This is a genomic window from Paraburkholderia sp. Tr-20389 (assembly GCF_017104565.1).
GTDB lineage: Bacteria > Pseudomonadota > Gammaproteobacteria > Burkholderiales > Burkholderiaceae > Paraburkholderia.
Genome location: NZ_JAAGPD010000058.1, coordinates 52,333 through 65,678, shown reverse-complemented (window position 1 = coordinate 65,678; position 13,346 = coordinate 52,333). Strand labels below are relative to the sequence as shown.

Annotated in this window: 10 protein-coding genes; 4 read left to right on the top strand and 6 right to left on the bottom strand. The window is 62.6% G+C overall.

Features of this window, described 5'->3' with window-relative positions; translation table 11 throughout:
- The first annotated feature begins 458 nt into the window (after window positions 1-458).
- The 4 genes from G3N95_RS35920 to G3N95_RS35905 all read left to right on the top strand — a co-directional run bounded on the left by G3N95_RS35920 (window position 459) and on the right by G3N95_RS35905 (window position 4,901).
- Window positions 459-1,457: a LysR substrate-binding domain-containing protein gene (locus G3N95_RS35920; RefSeq protein WP_241019146.1), complete on the top strand. Its 999-nt coding sequence runs from the start codon at window positions 459-461 to the stop codon at window positions 1,455-1,457.
- 175 nt (window positions 1,458-1,632) lie between these two features.
- Window positions 1,633-2,691: a proline racemase family protein gene (locus tag G3N95_RS35915; RefSeq protein ID WP_205974825.1), complete on the top strand. Its 1,059-nt coding sequence runs from the start codon at window positions 1,633-1,635 to the stop codon at window positions 2,689-2,691.
- An 11-nt stretch (window positions 2,692-2,702) separates the two neighbouring features.
- Entirely contained in the window at window positions 2,703-3,635 is a 933-nt protein-coding gene (locus tag G3N95_RS35910; RefSeq protein WP_205974824.1) for an ornithine cyclodeaminase, read from the top strand.
- Between the two features lie 123 nt (window positions 3,636-3,758).
- Complete coding sequence (locus G3N95_RS35905; RefSeq protein WP_205974830.1) at window positions 3,759-4,901, top strand: branched-chain amino acid ABC transporter substrate-binding protein; 1,143 nt, start codon at window positions 3,759-3,761, stop codon at window positions 4,899-4,901.
- Window positions 4,902-5,077: 176 nt separating this feature from the next.
- Here G3N95_RS35905 and G3N95_RS35900 read toward each other — a convergent pair whose 3' ends face one another.
- The 6 genes from G3N95_RS35900 to G3N95_RS35875 all read right to left on the bottom strand — a co-directional run bounded on the left by G3N95_RS35900 (window position 5,078) and on the right by G3N95_RS35875 (window position 13,206).
- Window positions 5,078-6,088 (bottom strand): glycosyltransferase family 2 protein, encoded by a 1,011-nt coding sequence (locus G3N95_RS35900; protein ID WP_205974823.1) that lies wholly within the window; start codon window positions 6,086-6,088, stop codon window positions 5,078-5,080.
- Between the two features lie 48 nt (window positions 6,089-6,136).
- Window positions 6,137-7,609 carry a flippase gene (locus G3N95_RS35895; protein WP_205974822.1) on the bottom strand — a complete coding sequence of 491 codons (1,473 nt, stop codon included), beginning with the start codon at window positions 7,607-7,609 and terminating at the stop codon, window positions 6,137-6,139.
- A 136-nt stretch (window positions 7,610-7,745) separates the two neighbouring features.
- Complete coding sequence (locus G3N95_RS35890; protein WP_205974821.1) at window positions 7,746-8,837, bottom strand: acyltransferase; 1,092 nt, start codon at window positions 8,835-8,837, stop codon at window positions 7,746-7,748.
- Between the two features lie 16 nt (window positions 8,838-8,853).
- Window positions 8,854-9,792 carry a hypothetical protein gene (locus G3N95_RS35885; RefSeq protein ID WP_205974820.1) on the bottom strand — a complete coding sequence of 313 codons (939 nt, stop codon included), beginning with the start codon at window positions 9,790-9,792 and terminating at the stop codon, window positions 8,854-8,856.
- Between the two features lie 4 nt (window positions 9,793-9,796).
- Window positions 9,797-11,347, bottom strand: coding sequence for an MBOAT family protein (locus G3N95_RS35880; RefSeq protein ID WP_205974819.1), 1,551 nt, complete (start codon window positions 11,345-11,347; stop codon window positions 9,797-9,799).
- 143 nt (window positions 11,348-11,490) lie between these two features.
- Window positions 11,491-13,206, bottom strand: a complete 1,716-nt coding sequence (locus G3N95_RS35875) for a glycosyltransferase family 39 protein (protein WP_205974818.1) — start codon at window positions 13,204-13,206, stop codon at window positions 11,491-11,493.
- Window positions 13,207-13,346: the final 140 nt, after the last annotated feature.

Sequence of the window (13,346 nt, the reverse complement as noted above, 5' to 3'; positions counted from 1 at the left end):
CTGGACCCAACGCGGGCATGGAAGTCGGCAAGCAACGGACGCGGTCCCTGGTGGAACGCCGGAGCGAGTCACATGAACGCGGCCTACCCCAAGAGCTTCTTTGACGTATCAGGGTTAGTTTCGCTGCCGGATACCCAGCGGCGCTTCCAGTGTGTTTAATGAACCGCCGTATGCGGAACCGCATGTACGGTGGTGTGAGAGGGCGACGGGGGTAACCCCGTCCCCTACTCGATTCTTCGCGTATTTTCGGGGAGGCCGTTTGCGAGGCAGGCTGTAGTCGGCCATAAAGAGACCTTCTCTTGATGCATCACCATGCCATTGGGACGGCTGCTACACTGCACAAGCAGCCACTCGGCTCGCAACAGTGTTCTTGTTTGATGTAATCATGGATGTTCCTGGCGGCGGACCCTGCCACTCTCTTTACGCCGGTATAAATCGTTATGGCGACTCAGTTTGAAATGAGCGAAACGTTGATCGGTGCGCTTTCTTTGCGAGCCATCAAGTCATTTCTAGCAGCTGCGAAATTCAAGAGCTTCACGGGTGCTGCCAACGCTTTGAGCATTACCCCCGCAGCGGTCAGTAAGCAGGTACGAGAGCTGGAGGACTACCTGGGTACAGAGCTCTTTGTCCGGTCGGCCAGGGCAGTTATTCTGACTGCCGATGGAGAGATGTTCAAGGATGCAGCCCAGCTTTCACTGATCAACATTCATCAGGCCGCTGAGCGCCTGCGGAAGAGGATTCCTGCCCGTAAGACACTCATCGTATGCTGCTCACCCGCGTTCTCTGCACTTTGGCTGCACAAACGGTTGCCTGAATTCATTCAGGCGAATCCGGATATCGAACTCACGGTTCTGGCCACGCACAATTTCATTTCAATGGAAGCGGGTGTGCAACCAGACGTGTTCATCGCCAAGCTCGCCAGCATGCGTGACGGATATGACAGCGAGCACCTGTTCGACGATGAGGTCTATCCTGTCTGCACGCCGGAATATCTACAAACCCACGGCCCAATTGAGACGCCGGAAAGACTGCTGGGCATGTCCCTGCTGGATATCAGCGCCTACGGCCGTTCGCAAATTTCCGAGCATATCGACTGGAAGGTCTGGCTCGCATTGCATGATGTAGACACCGGTTGGCGCGCCGACATTCCGCGTCAGCTATTCACCAGCAATGACTATCCCGGCATCGTCCAGCTGGCCCTCGCTCATCAGGGCGTTGTGCTGGGCTGGCATCATCTGGTCGGAAACCTGGTCGAATCGGGTGACCTGATCCGGCCGCTGCCTCACAAAACCGTGATGAAGAATCGCGGCCACTATCTCTCTGTTCGAAAAGACAAGGCCGACGCCGACGTGTGCAAGGCGTTCTGTCATTGGATCAAGCAGCAACTCGCCATGCAGCCCGCTGCCGACGATGCAGCGAGTCCCGTCCTCAAAAAGCCCAAACAGCCCAAACGCTGAGAGAGCTAGCGTCGCCCCGGCGCCGTGCCCGGCAGCGGACGACAATCTGGCCCGCGTCGATCTTCAACGAAAAGTTGAAGCCATGCGGGAAGAAATGTCGTTTAAGTTATCCGCGAAACTGAAATAAATTTCCTCTTACGCCGCATCCGGTCGGCGGCATAGAGGAAATCAGCACATGGGCTTCAAAAGAACCATTCACGCCGTGGAAACGCATTCGGGTATTCCCATGCGCGTGGTCACCGGCGGCATTCCGCACATTCCCGGCGACACTGTCTACGCCAAGATGAAATGGCTGGAGGCCAATGACGACGGCTTGCGAAAGCTGCTGTTGCGCGAGCCGCGCGGCTATCCGGCGCACTGCTGCAACATCATCGTGCCGCCGTGTCATCCGGAAGCGGATGCGGGCTACATCATTCTGGAGCAGGTCGAATACCCGATGATGTCGGGCGGTAACACTATCTCCGTGGCGACCGTGCTGCTGGAGATGGGCATGCTGCCGATGCAGGAGCCGGTGACGGAGCTGACGCTGGAAGCGCCCGCCGGGCTGATCCGCATCACGGCCGAATGCAAGGACGGTAAGGTCAAAAGTGTGAAGTTCAGGAACGTGCCGGCCTTCGCTGCGCACCTCGATGCCGTCATCGACGTGCCGCATCTGGGCAAGGTACGCGTTGATGTGGGCTGGGGCGGCATGTTCTACGCCATTGCCGATGTGCGCCAGTTCCCGGGGCTTGAACTCAAGCCCGAACACGGCAAAGAGATTACGCGGGTGTCCGCCCTGATTCGTCAGGCCGCCATCGAGCAACTGCCCGTTGCGCACCCGGATTATCCGGGCGTGGGGATCACCATCTCGCAGCTATCAGGCCCCACAGACGACCCGCGGGCAGACTGGAAGAACGTGGTCACTATGCCCACGGGACCGCTTTCCTGGGACGATCCGTCCACCTGGACGGGCGCGATCGACCGCTGCCCATGCGGCACCGGCACCTGCGCGAAGATGGCTGTGCTCCACGCGAAAGGCGAGTTGCCGCTGAATCAGGATTTCAGGCATCAGGGCATTCTCGGTACGGTCTTCACCGGCCGTCTGGTGGACGAGGCACGCATCGGCGATCGCGCCGCCGTGGTGCCGACGCTGGCCGGCACCAGCTGGATCCACGGCATCAATACCATCGTGGTCGACCACGACGATCCGTTTCCCGAGGGTTACACCTTGGGCGACATCTGGCCGCAGATGTAGGGGCGTGCATCATGCGGACCATTTCAGCGCAGCAAATCAGGTCGGTACTGGATTGGGATGGCGTTCTCGACGCGCTGCAGGAAGGGCATTCGGGCTCGCGGCCCCTGGGCGATAGTTATTTCATCGGGGATGCCAGCTTCGGCCTGTTCAGCCGGGGCGTCATTCTGCCGGGCAAGGGTGCGGGCTTCAAGATCGCCTCCCTCTATCCGGCGAACAGCGCTGCAAGCCCTCCGCTGCCAACGGAGCAGGCCGCGTTCGTGGTTCTCGACGAACACACGAAAGGCATCGTCGCCGCGCTGGATGGCCCGGAAATTACACGTTGGAAGACGGCAGCCGATTCAGCGCTGGCGGCAAAAAAACTAAGCCGCGAAAACAGCGAAGTGCTCCTTGTGCTAGGCGCCGGTCCGGTTGCGCAGTCATTGACGGATGCGTATCTGCACATCCGGCCCGCCATCCGCGAAGTGCTCCTGTGGAATCGTACGCCGTCCAGGCTGGAGGCAGCACGCGCTCGCCTTGAGGCAAAACACATCGAGGTACGCATCGTCGATGACCTGGACGCTGCCGTGGCTCGCGCGGACATCGTGACCACGGCCACTAGCGCATCCATTCCTCAGATCAGGGGGAAATGTGTTCGTCCGGGCACTCATGTCGATCTGGTAGGCGGCTACCGGCCGGATATGCAGGAGGCCGATTGCGATGTGTTCAGAGGCGCGCGGATCTTCGTAGATGACCGACAGAACGCTGCGCATTCAGGTGACATCCAGATTCCGATGCAGGCTCAGGTGATTCGCGCCGGGCAGATCGAAGGAGACCTGTTCGATCTGTGCGCGATGCCAGTGGTCCATCGCAAGGATCAGGACCGGACGGTCTATAAGAATGCCGGCGGTGCGTACCTGGATCTCATCATCAGCCAATACGTTGTCGAGCGTCTGAAATCACTTTAGAGCGCATGCCAGCTACGTCAGTTCAGAAGAGCACAGGCGAACTGTCTTAATGGATAGCTCAAAAGTGCTGTTTGACCTTCCTGCGGACCTGAGGCCCGCGCACTTTGCAGAGAGACTGAAATGATGATCAATCTTACCCGAGCCCCTCTTTTAGTCCTTGTTTCTGCGCTTGCGCTATGCAACGGGCCTGTCTCCGCTCAAACGACCGTCAAGGTCGGCATATCGGCACCTCTGACTGGCATTGGCGCAGCGGACGGCAAAGACATGGAGAACGGTGTGCGGCTGGCGCTCGAGGAAGCCAATGCGCAGCATCTCAAGCTCGGCGGTCAGGACGTGCGGTTCGAACTTGCATCTGTCGATGATCAGGGCGATCCCCGCGTCGGGGTGCAGGTCGCGCAGAAACTGGTCGACGATGGCGTGGTCGCTGTCGTCGGTTACTACAACTCGGGCGTCGCGTTGCCTTCTGCACCGATTTTCGCGCGTGCCGGGATTCCGCTGATCGATCCCGCCGCGACGAATCCTGCGATCACGAAGCAAGGGCTGAAGAATGTTTTCCGGATCATCGCAACCGATACGCAGAACTCAGGCGCGGCCGGACAATACGCTGTCAATGTCACGAAAGCGCAACGCATTGCCGTGATGGATGATCGGACCGCATTCGGTCAAGGAGCCGTCGAGGAATTCAAGAAAGCCGTGAAGGCGGCGGGCGGTAATATCGTGTCGGAAGAATACACGAATGACAAAGCAGTCGAATTCAATGCCCAGCTCACAAACATCAAGGCGGCCAATGCCGATCTTCTGTTCTATAGCGGCAGCAACAAACAGGCGGGACTAGTCATCAAGCGTTTGCGGCAACTCGGCATGCATACGCAATTCGTTGGCAGCGGCGGCATTGCTGACAGTATCTTTACTTCGATTGCTGGAACGGCAGCGGAAGGCGCGATGGCATGGGAGTACGGCAGACCCGTCGAATCGCTGCCGCAGGGCAAGGCATTCGCCGAGAAGTTCAAGAAGCGCTTCGGGGCCGATCCACTCACGTTCGCGCCGTTCTCGTACGACTGCGCGTGGGTGGCAATCGATGCGATGAAGAAGGCCAACTCCGCAAAGCCTGAAATCTTCATGAACGCACTCAGAACAACCGAGTACACGGGTATCACCGGGAAGATCTCATTTGATTCAAGCGGCGATCTCAAGAATCCGACCTCGACGCTTTATCAGGTTCGAAATGCCAAGTGGGTACCCGTTACCACTGTGGGTGCGCAATAACGCACCATCTCAACTCGGATCCAGACCGTCGCATCGGCCTGATGCGACGGTTGACTCGATCCGCGAAAGGAACGGCCGTTGTACCTCGCAAGCCGCCATCGAAGGCACTCATCGACGAGCGGCTGCTCAGGGTCGACCAGAGCCTCTCCGGCAATCTGCGAAGAACCTTCCTATTGCTAGGCTAACCTGAAGAACACAGCCAGAAAGTCCTTGCCGAACGCGAACAGCGAAGGGCGGACGGGATTGAACCGATACGACCAGCGCGCGCTCATCGCGAGCCACGCGCCGAGTTTCGCCGGGAAGCGCGTCGTTTCGTAGAAGGCGGCACGCGCGAGCAGATAGTCGTGCGTCGCGCGATAACGGCGCGCGCCGGCTTCGAGCCGCGTCTTCCAACGCTCGCCCTCGGGCGATGCGGCAAGGCGCTGCAGCGTTTCGCTGTAATCCTGCGCGAGCGCCGCGCCCGTCGTGTACACCGACGAACCCGCCGCCGCGACGAGATCGAGCGCAATGCCGACACCGCCCGTCGGCGACGCGCCGCACGCGTTGTTGCCATGCTGCCGGTACAGCACGAGCGGCCTCGCGATGAAGCGCACACCGCCGACGGCGTCGGCGATGGCGGACACCCAGCGGTCGTGCGCCGCTTCATAGCGCTGGTCGTACGCGTCGGGAAAGCGCGGACTTTGTGTCAGCAGCGGCAGCAGCGCCGCGTCGAACGTGATGCACAGACCGGAGAAAAAGCCGAACGGCGGCAAACGCTGCGGACCGCTGCCGCGCCGCACGCGGCACTCGATGCCGCGGCCGGAGATGGGGCGCAGATCGGCGTCGACGGATTTCACGCGATGCACGATCATCGACACGTCGCCGTGCGCCGCGCCCTTCACGCATTCGAGTTTGTCCTTCATCCAGACATCGTCCTGGTCGCAGAACGCGATCCAGTCGCCACGGCATAGCGATGCCGCGCGCAGGAAGTTGTCCGCGAAGTTGAGCCGCTGCGGATTGCGGAAGATGCGCACCTCGAACGGCGCATGCTCGGCGAAGCGTTCGATGATCGCGAGGGTATCGTCGGTGGAGCCGTCGTCGGTGACGACGAGTTCGAAGGGCAGCACGGTCTGATCGGCGAGGCTGTCGAGCTGCTGCCTGATGTAACGTGCGCCGTTGTAGGTCGCCATTGCAATCGAAATGCGCATGATGCTTCTACCCGGTAAAGACAAACAGCCAGCCGCGCGGTGCGATGCTCATGCGCGCCGCCACGTGTGCTGGATCATCGACGACATCGCGCGCAGCACGCGTGCGCGCACGAGCGGTTCGGTCGCGAACGACCACGCCATCGCCGTGCCCGTGAGGCATGCCCACGCGGCGACGTTGGTCCACGACGGCCATGGAAACAGCACCGTCGCGACGGGCGCCGCGATCACCAGCAGCGCGGGCGCGATCAGATGCCGCGCCAGCTTCGCGCCGAAGCGCGAAGCGGCGAACAGCAGCAGTGCATCGACGGTGCAGCGCGCGCTCCATGCGAACGCCGCGCCGAGCAGGCCGAAGCTGTGCAGCGCCCACCACAGCAACGCGATGAACGGCACCAGTTCGAGCGCATGAAAGCGCGCGACGATGTCCGGCCGGCCGATCGCCTGCAAATGACTGCACGGTATGTAGGCGAGCGAATTGATCCACACGCCGGCGAGGATGATCGCGCCGACGGACACCGCCTTCGACGCGAACTCATGTCCCGTCCACAGGATCAGGAACGGCTGCATCAGAAAGATGCCGAACACGATCATCGGCGTCATCACGGCGGCGAGCCCGCGCACGGCCGATGCCGCAAGCTCGGTGGCATTGGCCGATTCGAGCGCCGACAGCCGCGGAAACAGCGTGCGCGCAATCACGCCTGGCAGAATCCGCACACGCACGGCGAGATTGAACGGCACCTGATACCACGCCACCGCCTGTGGCCCGAGCATGCTGCCGATCAGCAGCCGGTCGGCCGTTTCGAGCAGCGGGCTGGCGAGATTCGTCACGGTGATCCACGCGCCATACGAGAACAGCGGCTTGACGAGCCGCCTGCGCGGACGGCCCGCGAAGCGCAGCGGGAACACCGCGCTCACCATCGCGATCATCAGCATCAGCGACGCCGCACTGCCGAGAATCGCGGCGGGAATCAGGTATTGCAGGTTCGGTCCCTTGACGATCGCCGTCACGAGGGGAACGATCTGGAAGATCAGCATGCCCGTGAACTGCACGGTGTTGAGCGGACCGAACTGCTCGCGTCCCGACAGCGCGCCGGAAAACACCCCGGCGACGGTGGCGAGAGGCACGGAGCAGGCCATCCACGGCAACGCGGCGAGCACTTCGGCGTTGATCGACGGATCGATGTGAAACTGCGCGAGCAGTACGCGTGCGAGCGCGAACAGCAGCAGTCCGCCGATCACGCCGAACCCGGCGTTCAGCACGAGCGCCGTCCACAATACCGATTCGCGCTCCTCGGGTGTTGCGTCGGACAGTTGGGCGATCCGGTTCGCGGTCGCCGCCGACAGCCCGAGATCGAAGTAGCCGAAATAGCCCTGCAGCATCCACACGATCGCCAGCACGCCGTAGCGCGCGGCGCCGATGTGTTCGAGGTAGAGCGGCACCGTCACCAGCGAGACGATCATCGGCAGCGCGCTTCCCACGAAATTGAACAGCGCGTTTCGTTTCAGGCTGGGTCTGGGCATCATGGTGTATCGCGACGGGGCGATTCGACGAGGGCGGCCGGCAGCCGGAACGGCGCCGCGCTCGAGAGACATTCTGCCCGTCGCGCGCCCGCCTGTTTGTGCGTCTGCACACCGATCCAGGCGGGCCGCAAATGCAACGTCACGCGGTGCCCGCCGTCGCGGGCGGCACCGTTTCCGTGCGCCGCTGCTGCGCTTTCACGTAGGCGCGGCGCAGTTTCTCCGAGTATTCGTCGACATACCGGTAGATGAGCCAGGAGATCGCGGCCACCGCGACGAGCATCACGAGGATGTACGGAATCCGCGCGACGCGCGACAGATGCCCGAAGTGCTGCAGGAAGATCGTCAGCGCGGCGCCGTGGACGAGGTACACCTCATACGAAAGATTGCCGAGCACGCGGTCGGTACGCGAGCCGGGGCGGCGCACGGTCGCCATCGCGTAAGGCACGAGCAGCAGCGCGAGCACGCCGTTCGCCTGCGCGTTGTATTGCGACAGCGGACCGGAAAAGCTGCCCCACAGAAACAGCTCGCGCAGATGCGGCAGCGCGATGCAGCCGAACAGCAACGCGGCGGCGCCGAGCAGGCTCGTGCGCGCCTGGACGGCCGTCGGACGCCACGCGTGGCGCGCGGCCAGCATGCCGCACAGAAAGAACGCCAGATAGAGCGGCAGCGACCCTGTGGTGGGCCGCAAGCCGTACACCGTGAACAGCACGGCCAGTCCGCCGACGGCCACGGCATAGAGCGCGAGCCGCATGGGCGAGCGATGCTGCGAGCGGTCGAGTATCGCGATGACGACGGGCGCGACGAGATAGAACTGCAGTTCGATATCGAGCGACCAGACGGTTGGAATGATGTTGCCGGGCGACTCCAGATCCGCGTAACCGAGCAGCAGCAGATGCGACGCGTAGAAGTTCGCCGACGCCCACGACCAGCCGTCCGGCAGATGGAACGCAAACAGCCCGAGCGGATGCACGCAGAGCGCGAGCACGACGAGCGTCGCGTAGAACACAGGCAACAGACGCCACACGCGCGACGCCATGAAGGTCGTATAAGGCCGGTCGAGCGACGCGTATTCCGCGTGCCACATCTGATAGATCCAGTAGCCGCTCAGCGCGAAGAACAGATACACGGCGGCCGCGCCGAGCGCGAGGGGCATCACGTGGCTCACGAAGACCATGCACGCGAGCGTCATGCGGAACGTGCCGGGCGGCATCACCAGATTGCGAGCGTTCATCGCGTGTCCTTGCCGTTCATGAGGTGGTGGGATGCAGCGAGTCGAGGAACCAGCTGGTGAAGCGTTCTGCGCCGCAGCGGTTCAGGTGCAGATAGTCGACGAAGGCGTTGTCTTCCAGCGCGAGCTGCGTCTGTCCATAGACGAATTCGACGTGCTGGGCTCTCGCGAAGGTTTCGATCGGTTGCCAGAACGCCTGGATCGCGGCTGCGCCGAATTCCTTGCGCGCGACGGCTTCGATCGGCGTCGACACGATCACGAAGCGCGCGCCGTCCGCGCGGATCTGTGCGGTCAGTTGCTGGAAGGCCTTGAATGCCGTCGGCCTTGCGGACGATATGGTGTTTCGGTGGTAGGCGTAGACGCGGTCGTCGGACAGGTCGTGCCGGCCGCACGACAGCAGTACCGACCCGCCGTGATCGAAATCGAGCGAATCGACATTGCCCGGATGCGTACGATCGCGCCAGCCTGCCGTGATGCGCCGCGTGTAGTAGTACAGATCGGGCGACTCGATGTACGGCTTCAACTGGTCGCCCGACAGATAACGCTCGAACGCATGCCAGTCGATGCCTTTTTCCCAGTGCGATTCGAAATCGACGTAGGTCGTCGCGAGGATCACCGTGCGGAACTTGCAGTGCTGCGTGAGGTGCGCGTAGAAGGTCGGCAGATCTTCGATGTTGAGACCCCACGAAGCCGCGTTGATCACGTTCGAGGTCTTCAGTCGCGCGGCGATTTCGCGGCCGTCGACATCGTTCAACGCAACCGACGAGCCGATCACGAGCACATCGCAGTTCGTCGGCGCGAGCCGCTCGCGCAGCCACGCGCTCTTTTCGTTGAAGGCCTCGCTGGCCGAGATGCGCGGCGCGGGCACCCGGATGCCCGTCGCGAACGACAGCAGCACGGCGGCGACGAAGATCGCGATGGGCAGCAGGAATCCGATGAAGAAGGTGCGCGCTCTCATGATCTCAGAACTGGAAGTAGAGAAATTCGGCTTTGCGTGCGAGAAACAGCATGCACCAGATGAAGGTCGCGCCGCACGCGAAACCGCTGGCGAGCGCGATCGTGCGGGCGGGCCGGAAGGTGAGCGCGCGCGCGGGCTGCGTGAGGCGCGCGACGATCTGCTGGGAGTTCGGGCAGGCCCACACGATCAGTGCGCTCACGGCGAGCAGCAGCAGGCATTTCTTGGCTTCGGCCATGCCATACGGCACGAGTGCCTGCCACGGCGCGGCGAACTGCACGAACGTCGCGTGATGATGGGTGAGCTTCGTGACGATGTGCTGCAGCTGATCGGGCAGTGTGATGCCATGCAGTCCCGCCATGCCGCCCAGCACGCCGAATGCGGCATGGAACGACGGCGCACGGAAGAATACCCACGCGACGATCACGGCGAGACAGGTGAGCACGGTGCTCAGCACGCGGTAACTGCGATGCGTCTCCCAGCCTTCCACCCTGCCGCGTGCGACGAAGCGCCATGCGTGATTGACGCACAGGAACAGCCCGTGCAGCGCGCCCCAGATCACGAAGGTCCAGTTCGCGCCGTGCCACAGGCCGCCCAGCACCATCGTGATCATCAGGTTCTGATAGCGGCGCACGGCGCCGTCGCGGTTGCCGCCGAGGGGAATGTACAGATAGTCGCGCAGGAAGCGCGACAGCGTCATGTGCCAGTTGCGCCAGAACTCGACAATATTGCGCGACTTGTACGGCGAATTGAAATTGAGCGGCAGCACGATGTTGAACATGCGCGAAATGCCGATCGCCATGTCCGTGTAGCCGGAGAAATCGAAGTAGAGCTGGAACGTGTACGCGAGCGCGCCCGTCCACGCGGCGAGCAGATTCAGCGGCACGCCGTCGTTCGCCGCGCTGAAAACGGGCGATACATAGGGGCTGAGATTGTCGGCGAGCAGGATCTTCTTCGCGAGGCCGATGGTCAGGAACAGCACGCCGATCGCGAGGTTCGACGGCACGATCCGGTAAGAGGCGCGGTTCGCGAACTGCGGCATCATTTCCTTGTGATGCAGCACGGGCCCCGCGATCAGATGCGGGAAATACGTGACGAACAGCGTGTAGTGAATGAAGTTGAATTCCGTCGCGATGCCGCGATACACGTCGACCAGAAACGCGATCTGCGTGAACGTGAAGAACGAAATGCCGAGCGGCAGCACGATATCGAGCGCGGGCAGATGCGCGCCCAGCGACTGGTCGAGTGTCGAGATGAAGAAGTTGCTGTACTTGTACACGCCCAGCACGAGCAGGTTGCCGGCGATCGCCAGCGCGAGGAGGCGCTTGCCGGCGGGCGTGTGCTGGCGCTGCGAAAGCGCGCGGCCCGTCAGATAGTTGCCCGTGATCGACAGCATCAGCAACGCGACGAAATGCGGATTCCACCAGCCGTAGAAGAAGAGCGACGCGAACGCGAGCCAGCCCGCCGCGGCGAGCGGACTGCGCCGTCCCATCATGAAGAACACGATGAAGACGACGGGCAGGAAACCGAACAGAAATTCGAAGCTGTTGAAGAGCATGGCCGACTCGCTATCGAGGACTGCGCCCGCGGCACAGGAAACGATGCGTGGATAGTCGCTTTACGCCAGGGATACGTCTGTTGCCGCCCGTACAGAATCGATGCAGCGGGCACCCGCGCGGCTGACCGCGCAGGGATGGGCCTCTACGGCGCAAGACGTCGGAGCACGAGCACCTTCGACTGGAACGGCGGGAGCCACTGGTTGACGTCGACGCGGGTGTCGACCCGGTAGCCGGGCAGCACTGAAAACGAGATCACGTATTGGTCGTCGTGGACCCACCACCAGCTTTTGCCCGCCGTCGTCCGGTAATGCGCGTCGTACAGATACAGGCCGTTGACTTCGAGGCCGCCGTCTACGGAGCGCGGCGTGATGCCGGCTTCAGACAGGCGCGTCATCAGTTCCCAGCGCGCCCGGTTCCAGCTCAGATAGTCGTGCGTGCCGCCGACCGCGTACCACGTCATCAACGCCAGCGTCGCGAGGGCCGTGGCGACGATCGCGCGATGCGGCATCCACGCGGAGCGTGCGGACACGGAGAAGGCCGGCATGTGTGTCGGGCGGGGCATCGCGATCAACGCAGTGAGCAGCGCGAAAGGCACGAGCAGATAGCGGTCGAAGTAGCCGGCGAATTCGAGCGGCGCCATGTAGACGATGGCGCCCGCCAGCAGGAACACGCGCACCGCGTCTGTCGTGTCCGGTTTGCGCGAGCGGTAGCGCTGCGCGAGCCAGTGCATGGCGAGTGCCGTTTCAGCGAGCAGCAGTGCGCCGCCGAACAGCGACGCCGCAGTCATCAATACCCAGAATTCGACGGGCAGCGGCGGCACGGTTTGCAATCCCAGATCGAACACGTCGCGCAGCGTGAGCGGACCGATGCCGCTGTCGATGAGGATGTTGTCGGTGAGCGGCATCAGCCGCTCGGTGCTGGCGAGCACGACGAGCGACAGCGACATCAGCAGTGTGATGCCGAGCAGCGCGATGCGGCCCGTCGCCGTGCGCTGCGCCGCGCGATACAGCGCGGGCGCGCGCCAGACCAGCACGGGAAACACGAACCAGCCCAGGTACAGCACCGCGACCACCGCATTGCGCGCGAGGATGCGGAGCTTCTCGGGAATGTTCTCGAGCGCGAAGATCAGCTTTTCCGACTGGTTGTGATAAGTGGTGGGGACCATGCCATGAATTCTCAGCCACCATTCGAGTCCCGCGATGGCACCCGCGCAGACGGCGATGCCGGTTGCCGCGAGCCATAACGCCTGGCGGTCGCGACGCTCGCGACGCTGCTCGAAGAACAGCGTGACGGCCATCGCGATGGGCAGAAACAGCGCGAGCTGGCGCAGCAGCGTGGCGGCGACCGCAACCGCGAGCGCGGCGATCAGATAGCCGGTGTGGCGCCGTTCGAGATAGCGCACGAACAGGAAGGTGGACACCAGCGTCAGCGTGAGGAAGCCGACGTCGGTCATGAAGGTGTTCGACAGCGCGAACAGCAGCGGATTGAACGCGAGCGTGGCCGTGGCAAGCAGGGCGATGCGCCGGTCGCAGCCGAGCGTACGCAGCAGCGCGCCGAAGGTCCAGATGCCGAGTGCGCCCGCCACCAGCGTCGCGATGCGCAGCACGGTAAACGACGTGCCGAACGGCAGGCTGAACAACGCGCCCCAGAGCACCTGCGTGACGAGCGTCGTCGAGGTCCAGTCGGTTGGATGGAAATAGCCCGTCTGAAGGAAACGCTGCACGGCAATCGCATACGACCAGTCGTCGTTCAGCGGGAAATTGCCGACGGGATTGATAGCGGCGACACACAGCACCCAGATGATGAGTGGGAGCACGGTCAGGCTGACCGTGAATCGAAGTGGGCGGGGTGAGGCCATTGAGTTTGCCACATGCGCTCCTTCCAAAAAGGGCAACTTGCTGGGATCGCGCTGCCATCGTAGAGGCGCAATACATCGCATTCTGTTCGATGCCGAACACGTCCCACATCGCACCCGCAAGCGTTGTCGTGTTCGCGCGC

Coding starts and splice junctions, on each gene's coding strand:
- G3N95_RS35920 (WP_241019146.1), top strand. CDS start 459: ATGAGCGAAACGTTGATCGGTGCGCTTTCTTTGCGAGCCATCAAGTCA.
- G3N95_RS35915 (WP_205974825.1), top strand. CDS start 1,633: ATGGGCTTCAAAAGAACCATTCACGCCGTGGAAACGCATTCGGGTATT.
- G3N95_RS35910 (WP_205974824.1), top strand. CDS start 2,703: ATGCGGACCATTTCAGCGCAGCAAATCAGGTCGGTACTGGATTGGGAT.
- G3N95_RS35905 (WP_205974830.1), top strand. CDS start 3,759: ATGATCAATCTTACCCGAGCCCCTCTTTTAGTCCTTGTTTCTGCGCTT.
- G3N95_RS35900 (WP_205974823.1), bottom strand. CDS start 6,088: ATGCGCATTTCGATTGCAATGGCGACCTACAACGGCGCACGTTACATC.
- G3N95_RS35895 (WP_205974822.1), bottom strand. CDS start 7,609: ATGATGCCCAGACCCAGCCTGAAACGAAACGCGCTGTTCAATTTCGTG.
- G3N95_RS35890 (WP_205974821.1), bottom strand. CDS start 8,837: ATGAACGCTCGCAATCTGGTGATGCCGCCCGGCACGTTCCGCATGACG.
- G3N95_RS35885 (WP_205974820.1), bottom strand. CDS start 9,792: ATGAGAGCGCGCACCTTCTTCATCGGATTCCTGCTGCCCATCGCGATC.
- G3N95_RS35880 (WP_205974819.1), bottom strand. CDS start 11,347: ATGCTCTTCAACAGCTTCGAATTTCTGTTCGGTTTCCTGCCCGTCGTC.
- G3N95_RS35875 (WP_205974818.1), bottom strand. CDS start 13,206: ATGGCCTCACCCCGCCCACTTCGATTCACGGTCAGCCTGACCGTGCTC.